Raw genomic sequence first — 26,293 nt, 5'->3', positions numbered from 1 at the left:
ACCGGCCGCACCGAAAGGTGCCGCCGACGCGCCGTCCGCCGGTCCGGCCGACGCCGAACGGAGGCCCGGTCAGTTCGGGCAGGGTGCGTCGGCCGACGGCAGGGTGACGGTGACCTCCAGTCCGCCGCCCGGCTGGGCGACCACGGCCACCGTGCCGCCGTGCGCGTCGCAGACCGCGCGCACGATGGACAGGCCCAGCCCGGAACCGCGTGCCCCGGTCCGTTCCTGGCCGCCCCGGCGGAACGGTTCGAACAGCCCCGGCACGTCGGCCTGGTTGACCTCGAAGCCGGTGTTCCGCACCACCAGCCAGGAGCGCTGCCCGTCCGAGCCGGTCCGCACCCAGATCCGGCCGTGCAGGTGGTTGTAGCGGACCGCGTTCTCGATCAGGTTGCCGGCCAGCCGGTCGAGCAGCCCGGGGTCGCCGATCACCGGCGCCGGCCGCAGCGAGGTCTGCACCCGCAGCCCGATCCGTTCCACCTCACGGGCGACGGCGGAGAGCGCGTTGGCGGTGCCGACCGCCAGGTCGCACTCGGCCCGGCGGCCGAGCGCGCGGCCGGCCTGGGCCTCGCTGCGGGCCAGCACCAGGAGGGCGTCGACCAGACCGTTGGCCCGCTCGGAGGCGTCCCGGACCACGGTGGCCATCCGGCGGTACTCGGCGGCGTCCGCCTCGTCGTCGCTGAGCGTCACGTCGATCTCGGTCCGCATCACCGCGAGGGGGGTACGCAGCTCGTGCGAGGCGTTCGCGACGAAGCGTTTCTGCGCCTCGAAGGCGGCGGCGATCCGGTCCAGCATCGCGTCGAACGTCTTGGCCAGCTCGGCCACCTCGTCGTCCGCCCCGGACCAGCCGATCCGCTGGTCGAGGGTGGCTTCGCCGAGCCGCTGGGCGGTGGCGGTGACCTGGTGCAGCGGGCGCAGCGCCCGGCCGGCCACCAGCCACGCCCCGGCCACCCCGACGACGCTGATCGCCAGCAGCGCGGCCAGTCCCTTGACCAGCAGCTCCCGGGAGGCGGCGTCGACCAGCTCGCGCTGCCACTGGCCGGCGTCCAGGGTGCGGCCGTCGGCGAGCAGCACGGTGGTGCCGGGCAGCAGCTCGTCGGTGGGGCGCAGCGCGTCCCGCACCAGCAGCCAGGCCAGCAGCACCAGGATCGCCCCGGCGCCCACCAGCAGCACCCCGTTGAGCAGGGTGAGCCGCAGCCGCAGGGTGGGCCGCAGCCGGCGGGTCACGCCGGCACCGTGCGATAGCCGGCGCCGACCACCGTCTCGATCAGCGGCGGATCACCGAGCTTCTTGCGCAACGTCATCACGGTGACCCGGACGATGGTGGTGAACGGGTCGGTGTTCGCGTCCCAGACCCGTTCCAGCAGTTCCTCGCTGGAGACCACCGCGCCGCGCGCCTTGACCAGTTCGGCCAGGACGCCGAACTCCTTGTTGGTCAGCTCCACCGGCAGCCCGGCCCGGGTGACCACCCGGCGGGCCGGGTCGAGCACCAGGTCGGCGATCTGGAGCACCGGCGGGGCGGCCGGGGTGGCCCGCCGGCCCAGCGCCAGCACCCGGGCCACCAGCTCGTCGAAGGCGAACGGCTTGGGCAGGTAGTCGTCCGCGCCGAGCTGCAAGCCCTCCACCTTGTCCGCGACGGTGCCGCTGGCGGTGAGCATCAGCACCCGGGTGAGGGTGCCGGAGGCGACCAGGTCCGCGCAGATCCGGTCGCCGTGCACGCCCGGCAGGTCCCGGTCCAGGATCACCACGTCGTACCGGGTGACGAAGGCGGCCTCGTGCCCGGTGGTGCCGTCGTAGGCGACGTCCACCGCCATGCCGCGCTTGCGCAGCCCCCGCGCGATCGCGTCGGCGAGGTTGCGCTCGTCCTCCACCACCAGCACCCGCATCCCGGCCTCCTCGCCTCGTGACCTCCCGACAACCTAGTGCCGGCCGCCAAACCGGAGGCCGGCCGGCACCGTTGCAAAAAATCTTCGGGTACGCGATGCTTCCCGGCACCGACCGCCACAACCCGCCGGGCGCGGTGGCCGGCGACGAGCGGACGGAGCTGCTGCCATGACCGGAACGCACCCGCGGGACGTCGCGTACCGCTGCTTCCGGCTGCCGGCCGACCTGGACCGGGGCACCGCCGAGGGGATGGTCGCCGTCCCGGACGGGGTGACGATCGGCGTACCGGCCGGGCAACGCGACCATCTCGACCCGCACACCGGCCGTTCCGCGCGCTACGACCTGGCGAGCTGGACCTCGCCGGTGGTGTGGGCGGGCTTCGGGGTGGACGAACTCGTCCCCTCCTGGACCGCCGACACCCCGCCGGGCGGCTGGCTACAGGTCGAACTGCGCGGCTGGCACGGGGACACCCCCTCCACCGGCTGGTACGTGCTGGGCCACTGGGCCGCCGACGACTCGGCGATCCACCGCACCTCGGTACCCGGCCAGGCCCACGACGCGGCCTGGGTGAAGGTCGACACGATGGGCGCGCACCGGTCCGCGATCACCGGCTGGCAGACCCGGGTCACGCTGTTCCGCCGCACCGACGTGGCGGCCGGCCCGGTGCTGCGTACCGTCGGGGTGGTGGCCTCCGCCGGAGACGCCGCCGCGGCCGACCGGCCGGCCGCCGGCGCGGACGCCGGGGCGGCCCGGGGGCGGATCCTGGACGTGCCCCGCTACGCGCAGCGACTGCACGCCGGCGGGGAGACCCGCTGGGGCGGCGGCGGGGACTCCTGGTGCAGCCCCACCTGCGTGGCGATGGTGCTGGACTTCTGGGCCGCCGGCCCCGCCCCGGACCGGTACGCCTGGGTGCGCCCGCCCGGCCCCCGGCCGGTGGTGGTGCACACCGCCCGGGGCTGCTACGACCACGCCTACGCCGGCGCCGGGAACTGGCCGTTCAACACCGCCTGGGCCGGGCTGCACGGGGTGGACGCCTTCGTCACCCGGCTGCGCGGGCTCGCCGAGGCGGAGCAGTTCGTCGCCGCGGGGGTGCCACTGGTCGTCTCGGCGGCGTTCCGACGCGGCGAGGTGCCCGGTCTCGACTACGACACCCGGGGCCACCTGCTGGTGCTGGTCGGTTTCACGGCGACCGGCGACCCGGTGCTCAACGACCCGTACGCGCCGGACGACGAGGGGGTCCGCCGGACCGTGGACCGGGACCGGTTCGAGGCGGCCTGGCAGGGCGGCAGCGGCGGGATCACGTACGTCATCCGGCCGCCGTCGGTGCCGCTGCCGCCGGCCCCCGCCCAGCCCAACTGGTGACTCAGCCCGGCCAGACGGCGAGCCCACCGGAGGCGCGCAGGCAGACCAGCACGGCCGGGCCGGCGGCGCAGTCGTCCCACGAGCCGGGCAGCACGGTCCGGATCCGGCCCGCCCGGCCGGCACGTCCAGCTCGGCGACGAGCACCCGGTCGGTGGGGATCCGGCGCAACCCGAGCAGCGGCTCGCCCGCCCGCAGCGCCCGGGGGACCCGCCACCGGCCGAGCCGCCCCACCACCCGCCCGGTCACCGGGTCCCGCACCACCAGCTCCAGCTCCGCCCCGGCCACCAGCTCGGCGGCGAGCAGCCGACCACCGGCCGGGATCGCGCCGACCAGGCCCTCGTCCGCCCAGAGTGGACGCCCGGTGGCCGGGTCGAGCGCGCGCAGACCGATCACCTGTTCGCGCAGGCACACCGCCGCCCCGCAGTCCTCGAAGCCCTGCGTCTCGGGCCGCACCGGGACGCTCCAGCGCCGGTCCAACCCGTCCAGCCCGTACGCGGTGACCACGCCGGGCGCGTCGTCCACGAGCAGCAGGTCGCCGACCACCTGGGCGAACCGGTAGCCCACCCGGTCCGGGGCCGCCGGCACCCGGCCGGCCCGCAGCAGCGCGCCGGAGTCGACGTCGTGCACCGCCACCCGTCCCGCCGCGGTGATCAGCACGAGCTGCGCCGCCCCCCGGCCGTCGGCCCGGTAGGCGACCCCGGCGTCGGGCATCGGTAGCGACCAGCGGGTGGCCCCGGAGGCGGGGTCGACCGCCCGGACCGTTCCGGTGCCGTCCGCCCTGGGCGTCTCCAGGAGCACGCCGCCGGACCGGGTGCGGACCAGATAGCCGGCCTGCCGCCAGCGCACCGCGCCGGAGTCGACGTCCAGCAGGGTGGCGGCCGGATCGCCGGCACCGGCCGGGCTGCTCGACACCAGCAGCCCACCGGCCACGTCGGTGAGGCCCAGCACGTGGTCGCCGGCCGGCAGGGTGAACCGCCACAGCGGCTCGCCGCCGGGCAGCCGGTGCCCGGTCACCAGCCGGCCGCCGTTCCCGACGTTGCCCGGCCCGTCGGCGACCACCAGCCGGTCACCGAGCAGCAGGAAGATGGCCCCCTGCGGGGCGGGCACCGACACCGGCCGGGCCCGGGCCGGGGCGGGGGCGGCACCGGCCAGGGTGAGCAGCACGACCGCGAGCAGCGCCGCCCCGCGCGGCCAGCGGGCCGACCGGCCGCCCGGCCGGGGCGGCGGCTCGGGCTCGTCACCGTGCCGCAGCTCGCCCAGCTCGATCACGGTCACCGCAGCCGCCACAGCACGAAGCCGCCGTCGATCCGGCGGCAGACCAGCACACCCGCGCCGACCTGGCAGTCACCGATCAGGCCGGGCGGCGCGGCGAACACCTGGGCCCGGGCAGCCGTCAGGTCCAGCTCCGCCACCCGCAGCCGGCCGTCCGCGCCCCGGCGCAGTCCGATCAACGGATCGTCCGGGCCCGCTCGGTTCACCAGCTCCCAGTCGCCGCCCAGCTCGGCCAACGGCCGGCCGGTGGCCGACTCGACCACCGCGTACCGGGACGCCCGGCCGGCGTCGGCCGCGGTCACCAGGAACCGGCCGGCGTGCTCCCGCATCACCTGGTGCCAGTGCGGATCACTCCACCGGACGGCGCCGGTCGCCGGGTCGAGCACCGACATCCCGCCGGTGTCCGAAGAAGTGCAGAGCAGGGTGCCGCAGGGCGAGAGGTAGCCACCCCGGTCCAGCCGGGCCGTCCAGCGTCGCTCCAGCCGGTCCAGGTCGTAGCCGGTGACGGTGGCCCCCTTGTCCGCGAACGTCAGCAGCAGACCGTCGACGAGTTGGATGCCTTCCCAGCTGCGCGGCCCGCCGGCGCTGAGGTCGCGGGCGACCAGCCGGGTGCCGGTGCGGGCGTCGCGCACCTCGACCTCGCCGGCGGACGACGACAGCACGATCCGGTCGATCCCGGCCGGACCGAAGCCGAAGTCGAGGCCGCCCGGTGGGGACGACACCGACCACAGTGCCCGCCCGGAGGGCAGCTCGACCCGACGGACGGTGACCGCCCCGTCCGCGTCGGAGGTCTGCAGCAGCACGCCGTCCACCGCCTCGAACGCGAAGCCGGGCTGCTGCCAGCCGGGCCGGCCGGTGCGGGCGTCCACGGTGAAGGTCCGGTGCGCGTCGTCGCCGACGCCGGAGAGGCCGGTCAGCACTACCGTCCCGCCCCGGTCCAGCAGCCCGATCTCCGCACCGCCCCCCTCGGGGAGCCGGCTGCGCCACAGCAGCGTGGGCGGACCGGCGGCCGGGATCCGGTACGCGGTCAACCGCCGCCCCTCGTTCCGGTCCAGGTCCGGCGGCTCGATCAGGTAGAGCCGGTCACCGGAGAGGAAGACGTTCGCGCCGGGGCGGGCCGGCACCGCGACGGCCGGCCAGCCGACCAGTGGGACGCCCCCGGCGAGCGTCAGGAGCGCGACCGCCAACACCCCCAGCAGCCGGTACGGCCGCCCGGTGGGCCGGGACCGCCGGCGCGCCGGTTCCGGCACCGGGTCGTCCCGGAGCTCACCCAGATCGATGACGGTCACGGTCACCCCTTCCCGCCGACCGGCCGGACGGCGACCCGGGACGCACCGCTGCGACCGGAGCCGCCCCGGCCCGCCTGTACGATGGCCCGTCGTGGCTGTGCCGGTGGTAGACCCCTCGCTGAACTCCGCGCCCGTCGCGGCCGAACCCGACGTGACGGACCCGCCGCGCCGGGCCCGACGCCGGCCGGCCCGCGCCGACGTGCTCGCCATCGGAGCCTATGCGGTGCTCGGCGTTCTCGTCTGCCTCAACTACTGGGTGGACGTCCAGCACCGGGTCTCGTCGCACCTGCCGACCGACCACAGCTGGTTCGAGTGGCTCTTCGCGCACGGCGCCTACTCGGTGCGCCACCTGGAGAACCCGCTCTTCACCGCCCGGCAGAACGCGCCGGACGGGGTGAACATGATGGCGAACACCTCCCTGCTCGGGGTGACCCTGCCGCTCGCGCCGCTGACCATGCTGCTGGGCCCCCAGGTCGTGTACGCCCTCTATCTGGGCGCGGCCCTGTCGGCGACGGCGGCCACCGGCTACTGGACGCTGTCGCGGCACCTGGTGCGCTCGCGCGGGGCGGCCTTCGTGGGCGGCGCGTTCCTCGGCTTCGCCCCCGGCGTCGTGCACCACGCCAACGGGCAGCCCAACTTCGCCAGCAACTTCCTGCTGCCGCTGATCGTGTCCCGGGTGCTGCGGCTGGGCGAGCCGGGCCGGTGGCGGCGCAACGGGATCGCGCTCGGGCTGCTGGTGGCGTACCAGATCTTCATCAACGAGGAGATGCTGCTGCTCACCGCGCTGGCCTGCCTGGTCGTCGTGGTCGCGTACGCGGTGCAGCGGCCGCGGGCGGCGTGGGCGCGGGCCGGCACCTTCCTCGCCGCCGGGGGTGTGGGCGGCGCGCTGACCCTGCTGCTGACCGCCTACCCGATCTGGTTCCAGTTCAACGGCCCGCAGTCCTACCGGGGGCTGCAGGGCGGGGTGTTCCACAGCTGGGGCGAGGACCTGGCCGCTTTCGTCACCTTCGCCCGGGACACCGTGGCCGGCGACGAGGCGGTGGAGAAGACCATCGGGCTGACCGAGCAGAACACCTGGTTCGGCTGGCCGCTGGTGCTGGTCGCGCTGGTCGCCCTGGTGCTGCTGGTCCGCCGCTCGCTGCCCGCCCGGATCGTCGCGGTGCTGGTGGTGGTCTTCAGCGTCGCCGCGATCGGCCCGAAGGTGCGGCTGAACGGCGTGGAGACCGCCGTCGACGGCCCGTGGGCGTACGTACCGGACGACCTGCCGCTGGTCGAGATGATGATGCCGACCCGGCTCACCCTGGTGGTGGCCGGCGCGATCGGCGTGCTGCTGGCGCTGGCCTGGGACGCCCTGGCCGGCAACCGTCGCCCCCCGGTGCCCACGCCCCGCCCCGCCCCGGCAACCGAGAGCGCCGCGCCGGAGAGCGCCCCGCCGACCACGCGGACGGCGCGGCGCTGGCTGCGGCCCGTCGGGTACGCCGCCATCGTCCTCGCGCTGCTGCCGCTGGTCCCCCGGCCGCTGCCCGCCCAGCGGATCGACCCGCCGCCGCACTTCATCACGGCCGGCGGGTGGCGCGGTTACGTCCCGGCCGGCCGGACCCTGGTGCCGGTGCCGATCCCGAGCAACGTGCACGGCCTGCCCACGCTGCGCTGGAGCGCGCTGACCGGGCAGGAGTTCCCGATCCCGGGCGGCTACTTCATCGGCCCGAACGAGGCCGGCGAGGGCGTCTTCGGGGCACCGAACCGGCCGACCAGCACCCTGATCTACGCCACCATGGACGCGAACCGGGTCGCGCCGGTGACCGACGAGAACCGCCGCCAGGCGCTCGAGGACCTGCGCTTCTGGAAGGCGTCGGTGGTGGTGCTCGGCGCCAACCCGCGCGAGGCGGTGCTGCGGGAGCTGATGACCGCCCTGCTCGGCCCGCCCCGCCGCGTCGACGACGTCTGGCTCTGGGACGTCCGCGCCGAGGTGTAAGGCCGGGCCCCCTGTTAACGCCTCCGGTAGAGCAGGGGCCCCCTGTTGACAACCCCGCCGCGCGGGTCAGCCGACGAGCGGACGGACGTCCCAGATGTGCGCGCCGGACACGTCGCGGCCGGGGCCGACCAGCGCGTCCACGGTGGACCGGACCGGGTCGGTCGGCGCCGAGTCGGCCTGCACCAGCACGGCCGCCCGCCAGTGCCGCAGGTCCTCGACCGCCCGCCGCCGGTCGGCGTCGGTGACCACGGGCACCTGACCGGTCTCCGCCACCCGGCGCAACAGCAGCGAGGTGGGCCGGTCCGGCGCACCCCAGCGGGCCGTCGGGTCGTCGGCCGAGCTGGGGCCGATGAAGAACCCGCCCGGGGCGTCGAAGGCCAGCCGGGTGCGCGCCTGCCAGAACGTGGCCGGGCTGGCCGCCGCCCCGGTGACCGGGGGCACCGGCACCAGGGTCCGCCCCGGCGGCACGTACTCCCGCCAGCCGGCACCGGTGACGAAGGCCGGCACCGGCGGGGCCGGCACGGCGCGGATCGGGGTGGGCACCAGCGGGATCAGCGCGGCGGTGACCGCGCCGGCCCACGGCAGCCAGCCGCGCGCCGGCCGGCCCGGCAGCCGGTCCACCGCGAGGGCCAGCAGCACCCCCAGCACCGGCACGCAGACCAGCGCGAACCGGGCCGGCACCACCAGGTCGAGCAGCGGCAGCCCGGCCACCAGCCGGTACGGCCCGGGCAGCCCGGTCTCGGAGCGGTCCAGCCGGATCGGGGTGCCGAGGGCCAGCAGGGCGAAGAGCAGACCGCAGGCGGCCAGCGCGCGGACCAGCGGGCGCCGCCACAGCCGGACCACCACCAGCACGGCGAGCAGCGGCAGCAGCGGGCCGAAGAAGGAGTTCTCCTCGGTCGCGTTCGGTGCCAGCAGGCCGGCCCGGTGCCCGTCGCCCACGACGGTCTGCCGCGCGCTCGCGACGAACGAGGCGCCGTCCAGCCGGTAGCCCCGGGTGAAGAACGGCATGCCCTGGTAGTGGCCGGGCCCGAAGAACTGGAACCAGAGCGGGTACGCCAGCAGCACCGCCGCCACCAGCGCGGCCACCCCCAGCCGGCGGGCCACCACCGGTGCCGCCCGGCGGGCCGCCGCCCGGTCGGCCAGCGCGTACGCCCCGGCGAACACCGCTGCCGCCAACGTGAGGAAGACCAGCACCTCCTCACCGAGGAAGACCTGGTACGCCACGGCCAGCCCGAGCAGCACGCCGTGCCGGCGGACCCGGTCCGTCCCGGGCCGGAAGAGCAGCCCGAGGATCACCGGGACGAGGAACTGGGCGGCCATGTGCAGGTGCGCTCCGGCCTGGGCGACCATGCCGGGGGCGAAGCCGCAGCAGAGGCCGCCGACCGCCGCGGCGACCCGGGAGCGGACCAGCCGGCGGGCCAGCAGCGCGTACCAGGCGGTGGCGGTGCCGGCGAGGCAGAGCACCACGGCCACCAGGAAGGTGACCTGGGAGCCGAAGAGCCACGTCACCGGGGCCAGCGGCACGCCGAGGCCGAGCACCGAGGTGTTGGCCATCAGGTTCACCCCGTGCGGGGCGTTGAGCGCGCCGCTGTGCAGCGGGTTCTCCGCGCCGGTCACCGCCCGCGCCGCCCGGGCCAGCATCCACTCGAAGAGCATCTGGTCGCCGGCCTGGTGGAAGAGGCGGTCGGGGCGACGCCACTGGCCGGCGGTGAGCAGCACGGCCAGCGCGAGGTAGCCGGCGACCACGAGGGCGTCGACGGGGCGCGGCAGTCGGCGCGGCGGGCGGTCCCGCGACGGCCCGGCGGCCGGCGCGGGCGCGGCGTCGCTCAGGCCGACGGCGAGGTCGGTGTCCGGACGTCCCACACCCACACGTCCAGCTCCTGCCGGGCGGGCCCGACCAACTGCTCGACCGTACGGCGCAGCGGTTCGGCGTTCTGCTGCGCCAGTGGCAGCACCACGACCGCGGCCCGCCAGTGGCGCAACTCGTCCAGGCAGCGGCGGCGCTGCCGGTCGTCCAGTCTGGGGGTACGGCCGGTGGTGGCCACCTCCGCCAGCAGCTCACCGATCCCGCTGGGTCGGCCGCCGAAGCGCCCCGGGTCGCCGGTCACCCCGTTGCGCGGGGCGAGGAAATACCCGCCGGGGATCCGGAAGTCCAGGTCGGTGCTGGCCGCCCAGCGCATCCCGTGCGTGTTGCCCATGCTCGGCACGGGCACCGGGACCAGGGTCTGGTCCGGGCCGACGTACTCCCGCCAGCGGTCGGCGGTGATGAAGCGAGGCACCGGCGGGCGGTCGGTGACCCGCAGCGGCAGCGGGGCGATCGGCAGCAGCGCGAGGACCAGACCGGCGACCGTGAGGGTCCGCACGGTACGCCGCTCGGCGCCGCGCAGCGTCCAGGCCCGGTCCACCGCGAGGGCCAGCAGCACGGCGATCACCACCCCGGTGATCAGGCCGAACCGGGTGGGCACCACCGCGTCGAGCAGCGGCAGCCGGACCAGCAGCTCCCACGGTCCGACGCCGAGGTCCCGGTCCCACCAGGAGATCCGCTCGCCGAGGGAGAGCACGGCGAAGAGCACCCCGGTCACCGCCAGCGCCCGGACGACGACCTCCCGCCGCAGCCAGAGCACGATGCCGACGGTCAGCAGGGAGAGGCTCCAGCCGAAGAAGGCGTTCTCCTCGGAGTAGTTCGGGGCCAGGTTGACGTTGGCCCGCTCGTTGCCGCCGAGGGTGGGCGAGCCGGGGGCGAAGAAGGCGGCGATGTCGTTGCCGTAGTCGCGGACCGTGTCGCTGAGCCCGTGGTACGCCATCGGCCCGGCGAACTGCACCCACAGCGGGTACGCCAGCAGCGCCCCGGCGAGCACCGCGCAGACGGCCAGCCCGGTGCCGAGCGGACGCCACCCGGCGGCCCACAGCCGGTGCCGCTGGGCCAGTACGGCGAGCAGGAAGACGCCGCAGGCCAGCGCGGTGAAGAGCAGGATCTCCTCGTTGATGAACGCCTGCCCGGTGACCAGCAGGGCGAGCAGCGCGCCGTCGCGTACCGGCCGGCTGCTGCGGGTGAGCACGATCACCCGCCAGACGATGAACGGCAGCAGGAACTGGCTGATGATGTTGGGGTGCCAGTTGGCGTGCGACAGCATCGCCGGGGAGAACCCGCAGAACCAGGCGCCCACGGCGGCGGCCAGCCGGGTCCGGACGACGCGCCGGGAGAGCACCCGGTACCAGGCGGCGGCGGTGCCGGCGAGGCCCAGGGTCACCAGCGTCACGAAGGAGACCGCCGGTCCGAACAGGAGGGTGACCGGCACCATCGGGATGCCGAGCGCGAGGATGGCGGTGTTCGCCATCAGGTTCACGCCGTCCGGATAGTTGAACCGGTCGGTATAGAACGGGAACTCGCCGTGCAGCACGACCCGGACCGAGTGGGCGAGGAAGAACTGCACCTGGGCCGGGTCGCTGCTGTAGAGCGACGCCACCCGGCCGGCCGGGTCGGCCCAGATGCGGCTGGTCACCCAGAGCGCGGCGAGCAGGAAGGCGGCGTACGCGGCGAGGTCCTGCCGGCGGGGGGTCCACCGCCACCGGCGGGGCACCGCGACCGGCTGCGCGTCGGCGGCCGGCGGCACCGGGGGGTCCGGGGTGGTGACGGGCTCGGAGCCGGCGCGGGCGTCGGGCCGGGACTCGACACGGGGCTCGGCAGAGGTCACAGTCGGCGGAGTCTACCCGAGCCGGTGATCAGGTACGAAACGCACCGACCGTCCGTTGTGGAGGGCCGAGACGGGCGAGGTGGGCGCGGTCGACCGACCGGACATCTCGTACCATGTGGCTTCGAAAACACGACCGGCGACGCGATCGGGGGCGGACAGGTGGCTTCAGCCCGCCGGCGCGGCACGACGGCCACCACCCTGCTCGCCGTGGCGCTGGCGCTGCCGGCCTGCGGGCCGGTCGCCGACCGGCAGGCCGCGGTGCTGCCGGTCGGCTACGACAGCCTGGACGGCACCCTGAAGGTGTGGCCGCCGCGCGGCGACCTGGCCGGTGACGCGGCGGCGACGGCCGCGCTGACCCGGGCGGTCCGCGACTGGCGCTCACCGGTCGACGACCGCGCGCACCTGCCCTCCTCGGGCATCCTCTGGTCGGGTCGGGCCGGCGGCGCGAAACTGGCCCTGGTCGCCGCCGACGTGCCCGGCGAGAGCGCCTCCTGGCTGCTGCAACTGGCCGGCGACGGCGACGGCTGGCGGGTCAGCCGGGCCACCGAGTACACCGACCCCGGCTACCTGGTCTATTCCGACGTGCTGCCGGTGCAGCTCGCCGAGGGCCGGCGCTATCTCACCTCGAACCGGGTCGAGCGGCTGCTCGGGCCGGACGGCCGGGTCCTGACCGGCACCGACGGGCTCACCGAGCCGGTCGCGGTGCCCGCCTGCCGGGCCGTGCCGGTCACCGCGACGCTGCGGGCCACCTGGTCGCTGCCGCGCGGCCGGGCCGCGGACCGCCTGCTCGACCTGGGTACGGGCATCGCGGATCCGCGCTATCCGCTGGTCCGGGACGAGGCGGGCACCGGCCGGCGGGCGCTGACCGGGCTGGACACCTGCCTGCTGGCCGGCGAGCGGGGTCCGTTCGGCAGCCTGCCGCGCCGGATCGGGGACCGGGACGCCCCCGGAGCCGTGCCGGAGTCCTGGCCGATGGCGGAGTTGACCGTCCGCTCGCTGGGCGAGGTCGCCCTGAGCAGCGGCGAGCCGGGCGAGCTGGAGCAGCTCAGCTGGGAGAGCGCCACCGGCACGATGACCGCGGCGGTCTACCGTCCGGCCGGTGGCGGGGCCCCGGTGTTCTCCCCCGCCGAGCGGGCCACCACGCTCCAGACCTATCTGCTGCCGGTGCCGGGGCAACCGCTGGTGGTGCTGAGTTGGCGGGCCAGCCGGTCCGCCTCCCTGGCCGTGCCGCCGGGCACCACCCGCCTGGTGGACCGGCCGGGCCTGGTGGTGGTGCCGCAGGGGGCGACGACGCAGACGTTCAGCCTGGCCGGCGAGGACAAGACCTGGTACCGGTCCGTGGGCGGCCGCTGAGGCGGAGACGACGGGCGGGCGGCCCCCGGAGATCCGAGGGCCGCCCGTCCGTGCGCTGTCGTCAGTTGGTGGCGCCGGCCTGGTCGCGCGGCACCGACTCGACGGGCTGGGCGTCCAGGCGGGAGATCCAGCCGGTCACGTCCCGGGCCACGTCCTGCGCGGTGAGGCCGAGGTCGGCCAGGATCTGCGCGCGGGTGCCGTGCGGGTGCCAGTCGGCCGGTACGCCGAGGTCGCGCAGCGGCACCCGGACGTCGGCGTCCCGCATCGCCTGGGCGAGCGCGTCGCCGACACCGCCGACCCGGACGCCGTCCTCGACGGTGACCACGAGCCGGTGGCCGGCGGCCAGCTCGACCAGTTCGGCCGGGACCGGGCGGACCCAGCGCGGGTCGACCACGGTGACCCCGTAGCCGTGCTCGGCGACCCGGGCGGCGACCTCCATGCCCAGGCCGGCGAAGGAGCCGACCGCGACCAGCAGCACGTCGGTACGCGCCGACTCGGCCAGCACGTCGACCGGGCCGACCCGGCGCACGGCCGGCAGGTCGGCGGCGACGGTGCCGGTCGGGAAGCGCAGGATGGTCGGGCCGTCGTCCACGGCGACCGCCTCGCGCAACTCCTCGCGGAGCGTGCCGGCGTCGCGGGGCGCGGCGATCCGCAGGCCCGGCACCACGCCGAAGACCGACATGTCCCAGATGCCGTAGTGGCTGGGCCCGTCGGGGCCGGTGATGCCGGCCCGGTCCAGCACGAAGGTCACCGGCAGCTTGTGCATCGCCACGTCGAGCAGGACCTGGTCGAAGGCCCGGTTGAGGAAGGTCGCGTAGACCGCCACCACCGGGTGCAGGCCACCGAGCGCCAGGCCGGCCGCCGAGGTGGCGGCGTGCTGCTCGGCGATGCCCACGTCGTAGACCCGCTCCGGGTACTTGCGGGCGAGGGTGGCGATGCCGGTCGGCTCGGCCATCGCGGCGGTGATGCCCACCACGTCGGGCCGCTCGTCGGCGACCTTCACCAGCTCGTCGGCGAAGACGTGGGTCCACTTCACCGACGGGGCGGCGAGCAGCTTGCCGGTCTCGATGTCGAACGCGCCGCCCGGGCCGTGCAGGCGGTCCGCCTCGTCCTCCTCGGCGGCGCGGTAGCCGTAGCCCTTGCGGGTGACCGCGTGCACGATCACCGGGCCGCCGAAGTTCTTCGCGGCGCGCAGCGCCGACTCGACGGCGGCGATGTCGTGGCCGTCGACCGGGCCGACGTACTTGATGCCGAGGTCCTCGAACATCGCCTGCGGGGCGACCGCGTCCTTGATGCCCTTCTTGACCGCGTGCAGCACCTCGTACATCGGCTTGCCGACGAAGGGCGTGTTGCCGAGGGCGTCCTTGACGGTGTCGAGCACCTTCTCGTAGCCGGGGTTGAGCCGCAGCGAGGAGAGGTGGTCGGCGAGGCCGCCGATGGTCGGCGAGTAGGAGCGGCCGTTGTCGTTGACCACTATCACCAGCGGGTTCCCGGCGGTGGCGATGTTGTTCAGCGCCTCCCAGCACATGCCGCCGGTCAGCGCGCCGTCACCGACCACGGCGACCACGCTGCGCGGCTCGCCGCGCAGGGCGTACGCCTTGGCCAGCCCGTCGGCGTAGGACAGGGCGGTGGAGGCGTGCGAGTTCTCGATCAGGTCGTGCTCGCTCTCGGCCTGGCTCGGGTAGCCGGAGAGGCCACCGCGCTGGCGGAGCTTGTCGAAGCCGTCCTGCCGGCCGGTGAGGATCTTGTGCACGTACGACTGGTGGCCGGTGTCGAACAGCAGCCGGTCCCGCGGGGAGTCGAAGACCCGGTGCATGGCGAGGGTCAGCTCCACCACGCCCAGGTTGGGGCCGACGTGCCCGCCGGTGCGGGAGACCTTGGCGATCAGGAAGTCACGGATCTCGGCGGCGAGGATGTCCAGCTGCTCGACGGTCATCCGCTTGACGTCCTGCGGACCGCGGACGGTGCCCAGCAGCCGACCGTGGTTGGCCGTGCCCTCTTCAACACTCATGACGGAAGAGTCTATCGGCCGTCCCCCAACGCGCAGCTCGGCCGTGGATCACCGCAGGCCGGCGCGGTGGTCAGGGCTCGATCAGCAGCCGGCGCGGCGCCGGCGTCCCGGTGGCGTCCCGGGCCGGCCCGGCCGGGGTCCAGGAGCCGAGCACCGCGGCCCGCCGGGCCCCGGTCACCGACGGGATCGCCCCTGGCAGACCGTGCCAGGAGAGCCAGCCGAGCAGGGCGAAGGCGTACGCCTCCTTGGCCTGCGCCGGCATGCCCAGCTCGTCGCTGGTCCGCAACCGCCGGCGACCCGCGCCGAGGGCGGCCAGCCGGCCCAGGAGTGTGGGATTGCGCACCCCGCCGCCGGCGGCGACCACCTCGGTGACCCGGTGCCGGTCGCAGGCGTCGGCCACCGTGCGGGCGGTCAGCTCGGTGAGCGTGGCGAGCACGTCGTCGGCGGACACCGGCTCACCCAACGCGGCCAGCTTCCCGTCCAGGTAGCCGCCGTGGAACAGCTCCTTCCCGGTCGACTTGGGCGGGGCGGCGGCATAGTAGGGCTCGGCCAGCAGCAGGTCGAGCAGGCCGGGGTGCACCCGGCCGGCCGCCGCCCGGGCGCCGTCGAGGTCGCAGGGCCGGTCGAGGAAGCGCCGGGCGGCGGCGTCGAGCAGCGCGTTGGCGGGGCCGACGTCGTACCCGAGGACGGGAGCGCCGGGCGCGACCACGGTGAGGTTCGCGATGCCGCCGAGGTTGAGCGCCGCCCGCGGCCCGACGCCCTCCGGGTCCGCGCCGAGCAGCAGCGCGTCGAAGGCCGGGACCAGCGGCGCGCCCTGCCCGCCGGCCGCCACGTCCGCCGAGCGCAGGTCACTGAGCACCGGTACGCCCACCCGGGCGGCCACCCGGGCCGGCGCGCCGAGCTGGAGGGTGCCGTGGACCCGACCCGCCTCCACCCAGTGGAAGACGGTCTGCCCCGGCGACACGACCATGTCGGCCGCACCCCCGGCGAGCTCGACGCCGACCGCCGCCGCCTCGGCGAAGACCTCCCCGAGCCGGTTGTCGAGCCGGCAGACGGCGTCGATCGTGGTGGCGGCGGGCGGCAGCAGCGCGGCGATCTGCGTCCGCAGCCCGTCGTCGTAGTCGAGGCCGCGGTGCCCGAGCGGGCGCAGCGTGAGCGTCTCCCCGTCCGCGGTGAACTCGGCGGCCACCACGTCCACCCCGTCGTAGGAGGTGCCCGACATCAGCCCGACGATCTTCATCCGGCCAGGCTAGCCCGACGGCAGCAGGAGGCCGACCAGCTCGACGTGCTGGGTCATCGGGAACAGGTCGAACCCGCGCAGTGCGGCCAGCCGCCAGCCCAGTCCGGCGAAGGTGCGTACGTCCCGGGCGAAGGCGGCCGGGTCACAGGCCACGTACGCCACGGCACGCGGCCGGGCGGCGGCGATGTCCCGCACCACCGGGGCGCCCGCGCCGGAGCGCGGCGGGTCCAGCACCACCAGGTCGACCGGACCGGTGACCCGGCGCCGGGCCAGCGCCGTCTCCACCCGGGCGGCCACCACCTCCACCCGGGGCAGGTCGGCCAGGTTCTCCCGGGCCGCGGTGACGCCCTGCTCGGACGCCTCGACCAGGGTGACCCGGGCGTCGCCGACCCGGCCGGCGAGCGCGGCGGCGAAGAGCCCGGCACCGCCGTAGAGGTCCCAGGCCGACTCGCCCGGCTGCGGGTCGAGCAGGTCGACGACCGCGCCGACCAGGGTGTCCGCCGCGGCCGGGTGGACCTGCCAGAAGCCGGCGGCGGGCACCTGCCAGTTCCGGCCGGCCGCCACCTCGCGGACCGTCCGGGGCCCGCTGACGCCGGTCGGCACCCCCTCGGTGACGGTGGCCACGTGGACGTCGCCGCCGGTGGACGCGACCGTCTCGACGGCCTCCGCGTCCGGCCACCGGGCCGGGCCGAGCACCGGCAGCTCCTGGATCGCCGGGTGGGCGATCAGGCAACGGTCGATCGGCACCACCTCGTGCGAGCGGTGCTTGAGCAGGCCGGCCCGGCCGGCGGCGTCGACCGCGTACCGGACCCGGGACCGCCAGCCGAGCGGACCACCGGGCAGCGGCTCGACCCGGACCGCGAGGGCGTCCAGCTCGGCGTCGGTCAGCCCGCCCAGCCGGGTGAGCTGCTCCCGCACCACGTCGGTCTTCCAGGCCAGCTGCGCGGCGGGCGCCACGTGCTGCAGGTCGCAGCCGCCGCAGCGGCCCGGCTTCGCGTACGGGCAGGGCGGCTCGACCCGGTCCGCCGACGCGGTCAGCACCTCGACCGCGTCGGCCCGGGCGAAGCCCCGGTGCAGCTCGGTCACCTCGGCCACCACCCGCTCGCCGGGCAGCGCGTGCCGGACGAAGACCACCTGGCCGTCGTGCCGGGCCACGCAGTGCCCACCGGGAGCGACGGCGTCGACGGTCAGCTCGACCCGCTCGGCCTCCTCCAGCCCGGGTCGCTCCCCGTTCGCCGCGTCGGCGTTCCCGATCCTCATGCGTGGCCTCCGGTCGTCGGGCCGCTCTCCCCCGGCGGGGCGGAGACCACCGGCGGGACGGCGGGCGGCAGGGTGCTGCGCGGGGCGACCCGGGGCCCGCGCGCCGGCCCCCGGGTGAGGGTGGCGTCCATGCGCTCCAGGTTCTTGCTGGCCGTCGAGGCGAGCTGCCACGGCACGCTGGTCACCATCACGCCCGGTTCGAACAGCAGCCGCCCCTTGAGCCGCAGCGCGCTCTGGTTGTGCAGCAGGTTCTCCCACCAGCGGCCCACCACGTACTCCGGGATGAAGACGGTGACCACGTCGCGGGGCGACTCCCGGCGGACGGAGGCGACGAAGTTGAGGATCGGCCGGGTGATCTCCCGGTACGGCGAGTCGACCACGGTCAGCGGCACCGGCAGCTCCCGGCGCTCCCAGTCCTCCTGGAGGGCCCGGGTGTCCTTCTCGTCCACGTTCACCGTCACCGCGGTCAGCGTGTCCGGCCGGGTCGCCCGGGCGTACGCGATGGCCCGCAGGGTCGGCTGGTGCAGCTTGCTGACCAGCACGATCGCGTGGTTGCGGGCGGGCAGCACGCCCCGCGCCTCGGTGGGTTCCAGCTCGGCGGCGACCCGGTCGTAGTGCCGGCGGATGGCCAGCATCAGCACATAGATCACCGCCATCGCGGCGATCGCGATCCACGCGCCGAGCAGGAACTTGGTGATCAGCACGATGACCAGCACGATGCCGGTCAGCGCCATGCCGAACCCGTTGATCGCCCGGGAGCGGATCATCCGGTTGCGCGCCGCCGGGTCCCGCTCGGTCCGCAGGTGCCGGTTCCAGTGCCGGATCATGCCGGCCTGGGAGAGGGTGAACGAGACGAACACCCCGACGATGTAGAGCTGGATCAGCCGGGTCACCTCGGCCTGGAAACCGACGATCAGCACGATCGCCGAGATGGCCAGGAAGACGATGCCGTTGGAGAAGGCCAGCCGGTCGCCCCGGGTGTGCAGCTGTCGGGGCAGGTAGCGGTCCTGGGCGAGGATCGAGCCGAGCACCGGGAAGCCGTTGAAGGCGGTGTTCGCGGCGAGGAAGAGGATCAGCGCGGTCATCCCGGCGACCACGTACAGCAGCACCGAGCCGTTGCCGAAGACCGTCTCGCCGAGCTGGGTGGTGACCGTCTTCTGCACGTACCCGTCGGGGCCGGAGATGATCTGCGACGGGTCCTCGACGAACTGGAGACCGGTGAGCCGGGCCAGCCAGATGATGCCGACCAGCATGCTCACCGCGATGACGCCGAGCAGCAGCAGGGTGGTCGCGGCGTTCTTCGACTTGGGGGCCTTGAACGCGGGCACGCCGTTGGAGATGGCCTCCACGCCGGTGAGCGCCGCGCAGCCCGAGGAGAAGGTGCGCAGCAGCAGGAAGATCAGGGCGAACCCGGCGACGCTGTGTTCGGGCCGGATCTCCAGCCCCGCGCTGGGCGCGCGCAGCTCGTCGCCGAGGATGAACACCCGGAACAGCCCGGTGAGGATCATCCCGCCGATCACGATCACGAAGCCGTACGTGGGGATCGCGAAGGCGGTGCCCGACTCGCGCAGGCCGCGCAGGTTCATCGCGGTCAGCAGCACCACCGCGCCGACCGCGATCAGCACCTTGTGGGTGGCCACGAAGGGCACCACCGAGCCGAGGTTGGCCACCCCCGAGGCGGTCGACACGGCGACCGTCAGCACGTAGTCGACCAGCAGCGCGCTGCCGACCGCGAGGCCGGCCCGCGGCCCGAGGTTGACCGTCGCCACTTCGTAGTCACCGCCGCCGGAGGGGTAGGCGTGCACGTTCTGCCGGTAGCTGGCCACCACGGTGAGCATGACCACCACGACCGCGAGGGCGATCCACGGCGAGAAGAGGAACGCCGAGGCACCCGCGATGGAGAGCGTCAGCAGGATCTCGTCGGGCGCGTACGCGACGCTGGACAGGGCGTCGGAGGCGAACACCGGCAGCGCGATGCGCTTGGGCAGGAGGGTGTGTTGGAGCCGGTCGGACCGGAACGGTCGACCGACGAGGAGTCGCTTCAGCAGCGAGGTGGGACTGGCCACAAGCGCTAAGGGTACGACCACCCGCCCCACTCCGGCGGGGGAGCCTGATCACCCTCGCGGGCACGCACGCGGTACGGTCGGTCGCCGTCGGCGGCGGGAACGTGGCAGGCTCGCAGACGACGGGCCCGCCGGGCGGCACCGTGGGAGGAGCGGACACACCGTGCATGTCGTGATCATGGGCTGCGGCCGGGTCGGGTCGACCCTCGCGCACAGCCTGGAGGCCCGGGGACACTCGGTGGCGGTGATCGACCAGGACTCCGACGCGTTCCGCCGCCTCAGTCCCGACTTCGCCGGCATCACCGTCACCGGGGCCGGCTTCGACGGTGAGGTGCTGCGCCAGGCCGGCATCGAGCGGGCGGACGCCTTCGCCGCGGTCTCCAGCGGCGACAACTCGAACATCATCTCGGCCCGGCTGGCCCGCGAGACGTTCGGCGTGTCCCGGGTCGCCGCCCGGATCTACGACCAGCGCCGCGCCCAGGTCTACGAACGGCTCGGCATCCCCACCGTGGCCACCGTCCGGTGGACCGCCGACCGGATGCTGCGGCACCTGGTCCCCGAGGGCAACGTGGAGATCTTCCGCGACCCGACCAGCACCGTGTCGATCCTCGAGGTGCCGGTGCACAAGGACTGGATCGGCCGGCCGCTGCGGCAGCTGGAGGAGTCGGCCGGGGCCCGGGTGGCGTACCTGATCCGGTTCGGGATCGGCACACTGCCCACCGCCTCCACGGTGGTGCAGGAGGGCGACCAGGTCTTCATGCTGGTGACCGACGACATCGTCGCCTCGGTCACGTCGGTGGCGGCGACGCCGCCGGAAGGAGGGCACTGAGCATGCGGATCGCCATCGCCGGCGCCGGCAACGTGGGCCGGTCGATCGCCCAGGAGCTGATCGACAACGGCCACCAGGTGATGCTGATCGAGCGGCAGCCCCGGATGCTCCGCCCGGACCGGGTGCCGGCCGCCGAATGGGTGCTCGCCGACGCCTGTGAGCTGGCCAGCCTGGAGGAGGCCAACGTCGCGGGCTGCGACGTGGTGGTCGCCGCCACCGGCGACGACAAGGTCAACCTGGTGGTGTCGCTGCTGGCCAAGACCGAGTTCGCGGTGCCCCGGGTGGTGGCCCGGGTCAACCGCGCCGAGAACGAGTGGCTCTTCACCGACCAGTGGGGCGTCGACGTGGCGGTCAGCAAGCCGCGGGTGATGGCCGCCCTGGTCGAGGAGGCGGTGACCGTCGGCGACCTGGTCCGGTTGATGACCTTCCGGCAGGGCGAGGCGAACCTGGTCGAGATCACCCTGCCGCCCACCGCGCCCTACGTCGGCCAACCGATCCACGCGGTGCCGATCCCCCGGGACGCCGCCCTGGTGGCGATCCTGCGCGGCAAGCGGGTCCTGGTGCCCAGCCCGGACGACCCGATCGAGGCCGCCGACGAGCTGATCTTCGTGTGCACCGCCGCGGTGGAGGACGAGGTGCGGGCGGTGATCCTCGGCGCGGACAGCGTCGAGCGGACCCGCGGCACCGGCTGAGCGGAACGACCGCCGCCGGCCGCTCGGGCGGCCGGCGGTCCCGGTCTCAGGCGCCGGGCAGCGGCGCCGGCGCAGTCTCCCGGGTCACCCGGCGCACCGTCCAGACGGTGATCAGCAGCAGCAGCGCGTACGGCGGGTAGCCCAGTGCGAGCCGGGCCACGCCCAGCGCGGTGTCCTGGTGGGCCAGGTAAAGCCCGGCCTGCACGCCCACCTTGGCCAGCCACACCACCCCCCAGAGCACGGTGAGCTGGGTGAAGGTACGCACCAGGCGCGGATCGTCCCGCCACTCGGAGCGGCCCTTGGCCACCAGCACCGACCAGATCCAGCCCACCAGCGGCTGCCGGATCGCGGCCGAGACCAGCAGGGCCAGGCCGTAGCCGATGCCGTAGAGGATGCCGGGGAGGTAGAAGTCCCGCTCGTCGCCGGTCCGCCAGGCGATGGCCGCGCCGAAGGCGATGCCGACCAGCCCGTTGACGGCGTGCCGCACCGGGCGGCGCTGGACCAGCCGCAGCCCGGCGATGAGCAGCGCCACCACCACCGAGGCGATCACCGCGGGGCGCAGCTCGCCGAGGACGTTGGCGATCACGAAGACCACCACGGGGATGCTCGACTCGACCAGGCCCCGCCAGCCGCCGAGCTGGTCGGCCATCTGTTCGGTGAGGCTGGGCAGCCGCTCGTCCTCCTGCGGGTCCGCCTCGGGCCCGGCCGCCCGGTGCTGTCCGGTCGTCACTTCGGCGACTCCAGCTCGTAGTACGGGTTGTAGATCACCTTGCGGTCGTCCCGCACGGCCACCCGGCCGTGGGCGGTCAGGTGCCGGCCGGGCTCGATCCCGGCGATGTGTCGCCGGCCCAGCCAGACCAGCGTCACCACGTCACTGCCGTCGTAGAGGTCCGCCTCCAGGGTCGGCAGGTTGGTCCGGGGCGTGTAGACCACCGTGCGCAGCCGCCCGGCCACCGAGACCACCTGACCCCGGCAGCAGTCGTGGGCGGGGGTGCCGCCGGACTGGGCGCTCTCCCGGCGCAGCTCCTGCGCCTCGATCTCGGCCTCGCTCGCGGTGAGCCGCTTCAACAGCCGCCGCAGCGACACCCGGCCCTCGTCGGTCGTCATGACCTCCGCGTCACCCTCTCCACGCCGGCCGGTCGCACCGGCACCGCTGCGGCCCCGGGATGCCGGAACCGTCCCGCCAGCGTACGCCGATCCGGCCGCCGGGCGGAGCCGGCGTCGCCGCGGACCGGGCCGGCCGGTGGACGCACGTCGGGCCCGGAGCCCGCCGGCCTGCGCCGACGGTTCCGGGCCCGACGGGTCGGAAACTCAGGCCTCGCGCTGGCCGGGTGCCGGGTTCTCCGGGTTGGCCTGGTCGGCCATGTCGCGGGGCAGCCGCAGCGGCAGCGGCTCACGGACCGGCTTCGCCTCCTGCCCCCGGTCGACCACCAGGCCGTCGAGGCAGATCGCCAGCGGCCCGGCGGCGGCCGGGTCGGTGGCGGCGGCGCCCTGGTAGACGCCCCGGACCATCCAGCGCGGCCCGTCGATGCCGACGAAGCGCAGGTCGGTGATGCCGTCGGGGGTCCGCACCCGGGCGTGCAGCTCGGTGCCGTACTCCCCCTCGACCTCCTGGGCGGCGGCGCCGTCGGTGAACAGCGACTGCCGGATCTCCTCGCGCACCTCGTCCCAGATGCCCTCGGAGCGGGGTGCGGCGAAGACGCCGAGCTGGAGCGCGTTCTCGCCGTGCACCAGGACCACCTGCTGGATCACGCCCTGCGGGTCGGCCTGGACGCGCACCTCGACCTCCGGCACCGCCGGGATCTGGAGGCTGCCCAGGTCGAGCCGGGGCACGTCGCCCGGCGCCTCGGAGACGTCGTACGGACCGCGGGACGGCACCGACTCCGCCGGGGAGTCGAGGACCTCCGTGGCCCGCTCGTCACGCGCGTGCCGACCGGTCTCGGCCCGCTTTCGGGAGAAGATCACTGTGCCCACCCTCCGCTGTTCGCACTCACCCTGCCACCTCTTCCGTACGCTCGTCCGCCCGGTCCGGCGATTCGCGCCCGACCGGCGCGTCCCGCCGTCCGTCCGCCGCGCCGGGGGACGGGACGAGCCCGGCGTGCCCGCCGGTCGACCCGTGGCCGCCGGCGCCCCGCCGGGACGCGGGCAGCTCGGTCACCGGCTGGAACTCGGCCCGTTCCACCCGTTGGACGACGAGCTGCGCGATCCGGTCGCCCCGGCTGATCTTCGCCGGCACGTCCCGATCATGATTGATCAGGTTGACCAGGATCTCACCCCGGTAGCCGGCGTCGACCGTACCGGGCGCGTTGAGGACCGTCACGCCGAGCCTGGCCGCCAGCCCGGAGCGGGGATGGACCAGGCCCACGTAACCCTCGGGGAGGGCGATCGCCACACCGGTGGGGACCAGGGCCCGCCCGCCCGGGGGCAGCTCGACGTCCGCGGCGGCCACCAGGTCCGCGCCGGCGTCGCCGGGATGGGCGTACGCCGGCAGCGGCAGCTCCGGATCGAGCCGGCGTACGGGCACGGGTACGTTCGTCACGCTCTTCCTCTTCCGTCCGGTCCTCGCGGGGTGACCCTGCCATCCTGCCGGTTGGCGGGCCGGTCGTGCGCCGTACCCTCGGACTGTGAGCCAGTCGCCGTCCCCGACCCCCGCCCCGGCCCCGGCCGTCCCCCGGGCGTACGCGGAGCGGCTCACCGTGCCCTGGTGGTGGTGGCCGGCCGGGCTGGCGGTCGCCGGGCTGCTCGCGGCCGAGCTGTGGCTCGGCGCGACGGGGGCGCGGGCCTGGCTGCCCTTCGTGGTGCTGCTGCCGGCGACCGTGGTCGCCCTGGCCTGGCTGGGCCGGATCCGGGTCGCCGTCGCCGACGGCGAGCTGCGGGTGGACGACGCCCGCCTCCCGGTGCGGTACGTCGCCGACGTGGTCCCGCTGGACGCGGCCGGCCGGCGCGAGGTGCTGGGGGTCGGCGGGGATCCGCTCGCCTTCGTGGTGCAGCGGCCGTGGATCGGCGGCGCGGTCCAGGTGGTGCTCGACGACCCGGCCGACCCGACCCCGTTCTGGGTGGTCAGCACCCGGCACCCGGTCGAGCTGGCCGCCGCGCTCGGCGCGGCCCGGGACGCCGGCTGACCGGTCGACCCGTCAGCGCAGCTCGCGGCGCGACCCGGGCAGGTCCCGGCCCGTGCGGCGCAGGTCCCGGCGGAGCTGGTCGGCGAGCGTCCGGGTGGCCCGGCGGTTGAGATAGCTGGCGACCGCGGCACCGGTGAGGAACGGCCCGAGCGTGGTGAGGTTGCGACCGAAGCGCTTGAGCAGGGTGTCGCGCAGCTCCTTGCGGGCGGCGGTGCCGAGCACCGCGCTCACCCCCACCCCCGGCATCATCGGGTTGATGCCCCGTTGGCTCGCCCAGGACTGCACCAGGGCGACGGCGCGCTGGGTCCCGCCGGTGGGCAGCGGCACCCGGTGCACCTCGTGCAGCTCGCCGATGAGTTTCAGCTCGACCGCCACCACGGCCACCGTCTCGGCGGCCAGCAGCACGGGCGCGGAGAGCAGGGTGGGGGCGACCGTCCACTCGACCGCGGCGACCCCGCCCCCGGCGGCGCCGATCCCGGCGGTGGTCCGGGCGGCGTTGCGGACCAGCCGCTCGGCGATCGCCTCGTCGTCCAGGCCGGGGAAGTGGCGGCGCAGCGTGGCCAGGTCGCGGACCGGCACGTGCGGGGCCACCTCGGCGACGGTGTCGACCAGCCACCGGACGGCGGAGCGCGGCTTGAACAGGTCGGCGACGCCCCGGGACCGGGCCTGCCCGACCAGCCGGGTGAGCAGTTGCCGGCGCCGGGCCGGCTCGATGTCGTCCGCGGTCAGCGCGGCGACGGTCGCACCGAGGTCGTCGGCCGGTCGCCCGTCGCCGTCCGGGCGCGACTCGACGCCCGCCGCCGGGTCCGGCCCGGTACGGGCGTCCGTGCCGTCGGCACCGGGTCCGCCGACCCGCTCGCTGCGCTCGCTCACCCGTCCGCCCTCCCGCCGACGTGGAATCCGCTCGCTACGAGTCAAGCAGCAACCGGCCACCGGCGCACGGCGGCTCGAACAGCGGCGGCCTCGTCGAGGAGGCCGCCGCCGGTGACTTGCGTCCGGATCAGACGCACTCGCGGCAGATCAGCTCGCCGTTCCGCTCGACCGCCAGCTGGCTGCGGTGGTGGACCAGGAAGCAGCGGGCGCACCGGAACTCGTCCTGCTGCATCGGTAGCACCTTGACCGTGAGCTCCTCGTCGGCCAGGTCAGCGCCGGGCAGCTCGAAGCTCTCGGCCACCTCGGCCTCGTCGACGTCCACGGCGCCCGACTGTGAGTCGACCCGCCGTGCCTTGAGCTCTTCCAGGCTGTCCTCGCCGAGGTCGACCTCGTCGCGACGCGGGGCGTCGTAGTCGGTGGCCATCGGTTTCACTCTCCCATATCGATATGGTCGCTGCCGGTTGTAACGCCGGACGACGCTGTTTCGGTTCCGCCGGCCGGCCACCATTTGTGTCGGTCACCCGACCCGCAGACCGGTGGGCCGGGATCGCCGGAGGAACTCCCCCCGCGAGCGCGGAACCTACCCCCCCTTTGGGCGAGGCATGTATACCGCCCTTGCGGCAGAGATGTACGCCCCTGCACGCGAAGTTGTTCCCAATGTGACTCAGGCGACACGAAGATAGGGGTAGTACTACCCGGTTCCCCGGTGGCGCGCCGGCATGTCGGACTGTTTCCACGCGACGGCCGGACACCGGTTAACCTCAGCGGCGTACTCGACGGCCGGCGGGGCGGCCCGACCGCCGGCGCCCACCACCACCCACCCACAGTACGGGGAGCGCCCAGATGAGTTTTGCGCGAGTGCGAGCACTCGTTGTCGTCGGTCTGCTGGCGGCCCTCGCCCTGGTCTTCGTGGTCGTCGCCGTGGTCCGCGACTCGCAGAGCGCGGTGGGCACCGCCGCGGGCTGCCCCGACGGCTGGCCGCTGGCCGACGTCCGGCTCCGCGAGCAGAAGGACGTCAAGATCAACGTCTACAACGCGACCGACGAGCCGGGGCTCGCCAGCAGCGTGGCCGACGACTTCCGCAACCGGAAGTTCCAGGTCAAGAAGGAGGGCAACGAGCGCAAGGGGGTCGCCGGCGTGGCGGTGCTGCGCTACGGCCCCAAGGGCGCCGGCTCCGCCCACCTGCTGCGGGCGTACTTCCTCGACCAGGCCGACCAGGCGTACGACGCGAAGCGCAAGGACGACGTCGTGGACGTGGTGCTCGGCGACCGGTTCCAGCAGCTGGCCACCACCACCGAGGTGAACCAGTCCCTCGGCGACCTCGGCGCGCCGGTCGCGCCGGAGGGCTCCTGCCCGATGCCGATCGACAAGTAGCC

The 26,293-nt window shown here is 75.0% G+C and carries 22 protein-coding genes and 1 pseudogene; 7 read left to right on the top strand and 16 right to left on the bottom strand.

Features of this window, described 5'->3' with window-relative positions; genetic code table 11:
- Nucleotides 1–69: 69 nt before the first annotated feature.
- Complete coding sequence (locus MRQ36_RS21255; RefSeq protein WP_242798006.1) at nucleotides 70–1,224, bottom strand: cell wall metabolism sensor histidine kinase WalK; 1,155 nt, start codon at nucleotides 1,222–1,224, stop codon at nucleotides 70–72.
- A complete protein-coding gene (locus MRQ36_RS21250; protein WP_242798005.1) occupies nucleotides 1,221–1,883 on the bottom strand; it encodes a response regulator transcription factor in 663 nt (220 codons plus the stop codon). The genes MRQ36_RS21255 and MRQ36_RS21250 overlap by 4 nt, the downstream gene beginning before the upstream one ends.
- Nucleotides 1,884–2,049: 166 nt before the next feature.
- Between MRQ36_RS21250 and MRQ36_RS21245 the strand changes: the two genes are divergently transcribed.
- On the top strand, nucleotides 2,050–3,243 hold the full coding sequence (locus MRQ36_RS21245) for a C39 family peptidase (protein WP_242798004.1): 1,194 nt from the start codon (nucleotides 2,050–2,052) through the stop codon (nucleotides 3,241–3,243).
- Nucleotides 3,244–3,642: 399 nt separating this feature from the next.
- Here MRQ36_RS21245 and MRQ36_RS21240 read toward each other — a convergent pair.
- A pseudogene (locus MRQ36_RS21240) lies at nucleotides 3,643–4,191 on the bottom strand (PQQ-binding-like beta-propeller repeat protein); the annotation flags it as partial.
- 323 nt (nucleotides 4,192–4,514) lie between these two features.
- On the bottom strand, nucleotides 4,515–5,804 hold the full coding sequence (locus MRQ36_RS21235) for a PQQ-binding-like beta-propeller repeat protein (RefSeq protein WP_242798002.1): 1,290 nt from the start codon (nucleotides 5,802–5,804) through the stop codon (nucleotides 4,515–4,517).
- A 118-nt stretch (nucleotides 5,805–5,922) separates the two neighbouring features.
- On the opposite strand from MRQ36_RS21235, the gene MRQ36_RS21230 reads away from it, so the two are divergent.
- Nucleotides 5,923–7,779 carry a hypothetical protein gene (locus MRQ36_RS21230; RefSeq protein WP_242801270.1) on the top strand — a complete coding sequence of 619 codons (1,857 nt, stop codon included), beginning with the start codon at nucleotides 5,923–5,925 and terminating at the stop codon, nucleotides 7,777–7,779.
- A gap of 66 nt (nucleotides 7,780–7,845) precedes the next feature.
- Here MRQ36_RS21230 and MRQ36_RS21225 read toward each other — a convergent pair whose 3' ends face one another.
- A complete protein-coding gene (locus tag MRQ36_RS21225; protein ID WP_242798000.1) occupies nucleotides 7,846–9,642 on the bottom strand; it encodes a hypothetical protein in 1,797 nt (598 codons plus the stop codon).
- Nucleotides 9,606–11,393: a hypothetical protein gene (locus tag MRQ36_RS21220; RefSeq protein WP_374251167.1), complete on the bottom strand. Its 1,788-nt coding sequence runs from the start codon at nucleotides 11,391–11,393 to the stop codon at nucleotides 9,606–9,608. Before MRQ36_RS21220 ends, MRQ36_RS21225 begins: the two co-directional genes overlap by 37 nt.
- A 240-nt stretch (nucleotides 11,394–11,633) precedes the next feature.
- Here MRQ36_RS21220 and MRQ36_RS21215 point away from each other — a divergent pair, with 240 nt between their 5' ends.
- Complete coding sequence (locus tag MRQ36_RS21215; RefSeq protein ID WP_242797996.1) at nucleotides 11,634–12,827, top strand: hypothetical protein; 1,194 nt, start codon at nucleotides 11,634–11,636, stop codon at nucleotides 12,825–12,827.
- A 61-nt stretch (nucleotides 12,828–12,888) separates the two neighbouring features.
- Here the strand turns inward: MRQ36_RS21215 and dxs are convergent, their stop codons facing one another.
- The 4 genes from dxs to MRQ36_RS21195 form a co-directional block, all read right to left on the bottom strand.
- Nucleotides 12,889–14,838, bottom strand: a complete 1,950-nt coding sequence (gene dxs / locus MRQ36_RS21210; RefSeq protein WP_242797994.1) for a 1-deoxy-D-xylulose-5-phosphate synthase — start codon at nucleotides 14,836–14,838, stop codon at nucleotides 12,889–12,891.
- A 70-nt stretch (nucleotides 14,839–14,908) separates the two neighbouring features.
- Nucleotides 14,909–16,078, bottom strand: a complete 1,170-nt coding sequence (locus MRQ36_RS21205) for an anhydro-N-acetylmuramic acid kinase (RefSeq protein WP_242797992.1) — start codon at nucleotides 16,076–16,078, stop codon at nucleotides 14,909–14,911.
- A 9-nt stretch (nucleotides 16,079–16,087) separates the two neighbouring features.
- On the bottom strand, nucleotides 16,088–17,338 hold the full coding sequence (locus MRQ36_RS21200) for a class I SAM-dependent RNA methyltransferase (protein WP_242797990.1): 1,251 nt from the start codon (nucleotides 17,336–17,338) through the stop codon (nucleotides 16,088–16,090).
- Nucleotides 17,335–19,404, bottom strand: a complete 2,070-nt coding sequence (locus MRQ36_RS21195) for an APC family permease (protein WP_242797988.1) — start codon at nucleotides 19,402–19,404, stop codon at nucleotides 17,335–17,337. The genes MRQ36_RS21200 and MRQ36_RS21195 overlap by 4 nt, the downstream gene beginning before the upstream one ends.
- Before the next feature lie 160 nt (nucleotides 19,405–19,564).
- Between MRQ36_RS21195 and MRQ36_RS21190 the strand changes: the two genes are divergently transcribed.
- Nucleotides 19,565–20,230, top strand: coding sequence for a TrkA family potassium uptake protein (locus tag MRQ36_RS21190; RefSeq protein WP_242797986.1), 666 nt, complete (start codon nucleotides 19,565–19,567; stop codon nucleotides 20,228–20,230).
- A 2-nt stretch (nucleotides 20,231–20,232) separates the two neighbouring features.
- Nucleotides 20,233–20,922, top strand: coding sequence for a TrkA family potassium uptake protein (locus MRQ36_RS21185; protein ID WP_242797984.1), 690 nt, complete (start codon nucleotides 20,233–20,235; stop codon nucleotides 20,920–20,922).
- A gap of 46 nt (nucleotides 20,923–20,968) precedes the next feature.
- On the opposite strand, the gene MRQ36_RS21180 is transcribed toward MRQ36_RS21185, so the two are convergent.
- From MRQ36_RS21180 to dut, 4 genes are all read right to left on the bottom strand, one after another.
- Complete coding sequence (locus MRQ36_RS21180) at nucleotides 20,969–21,652, bottom strand: DUF3159 domain-containing protein (protein WP_242797982.1); 684 nt, start codon at nucleotides 21,650–21,652, stop codon at nucleotides 20,969–20,971.
- Complete coding sequence (locus tag MRQ36_RS21175) at nucleotides 21,649–22,029, bottom strand: OB-fold nucleic acid binding domain-containing protein (protein ID WP_242797980.1); 381 nt, start codon at nucleotides 22,027–22,029, stop codon at nucleotides 21,649–21,651. Before MRQ36_RS21175 ends, MRQ36_RS21180 begins: the two co-directional genes overlap by 4 nt.
- A gap of 204 nt (nucleotides 22,030–22,233) precedes the next feature.
- The gene (locus MRQ36_RS21170; RefSeq protein ID WP_242797978.1) at nucleotides 22,234–22,887 is read right to left on the bottom strand and encodes a DUF3710 domain-containing protein; all 654 of its coding nucleotides are present in this window, start codon (nucleotides 22,885–22,887) and stop codon (nucleotides 22,234–22,236) included.
- Between the two features lie 25 nt (nucleotides 22,888–22,912).
- A complete protein-coding gene (gene dut, locus MRQ36_RS21165; RefSeq protein ID WP_242797976.1) occupies nucleotides 22,913–23,461 on the bottom strand; it encodes a dUTP diphosphatase in 549 nt (182 codons plus the stop codon).
- An 85-nt stretch (nucleotides 23,462–23,546) separates the two neighbouring features.
- Here dut and MRQ36_RS21160 point away from each other — a divergent pair, with 85 nt between their 5' ends.
- Entirely contained in the window at nucleotides 23,547–24,044 is a 498-nt protein-coding gene (locus MRQ36_RS21160; protein WP_242797973.1) for a DUF3093 domain-containing protein, read from the top strand.
- A gap of 12 nt (nucleotides 24,045–24,056) precedes the next feature.
- Here MRQ36_RS21160 and MRQ36_RS21155 read toward each other — a convergent pair whose 3' ends face one another.
- Together MRQ36_RS21155 and MRQ36_RS21150 are read right to left on the bottom strand one after the other, a co-directional pair.
- Complete coding sequence (locus MRQ36_RS21155) at nucleotides 24,057–24,917, bottom strand: hypothetical protein (protein ID WP_242797971.1); 861 nt, start codon at nucleotides 24,915–24,917, stop codon at nucleotides 24,057–24,059.
- A 127-nt stretch (nucleotides 24,918–25,044) separates the two neighbouring features.
- Complete coding sequence (locus MRQ36_RS21150; protein WP_007075406.1) at nucleotides 25,045–25,341, bottom strand: DUF4193 domain-containing protein; 297 nt, start codon at nucleotides 25,339–25,341, stop codon at nucleotides 25,045–25,047.
- Nucleotides 25,342–25,775: 434 nt separating this feature from the next.
- Here MRQ36_RS21150 and MRQ36_RS21145 point away from each other — a divergent pair, with 434 nt between their 5' ends.
- Nucleotides 25,776–26,291, top strand: coding sequence for a LytR C-terminal domain-containing protein (locus MRQ36_RS21145; protein ID WP_242801268.1), 516 nt, complete (start codon nucleotides 25,776–25,778; stop codon nucleotides 26,289–26,291).
- Nucleotides 26,292–26,293: the final 2 nt, after the last annotated feature.

Origin of the sequence: Micromonospora sp. R77 (assembly GCF_022747945.1) — a bacterium.
Lineage (GTDB): Bacteria > Actinomycetota > Actinomycetes > Mycobacteriales > Micromonosporaceae > Micromonospora.
The sequence above is the reverse complement of the archived record's forward strand: the minus strand, read 5'-3'. Positions and strand labels throughout refer to the sequence as shown.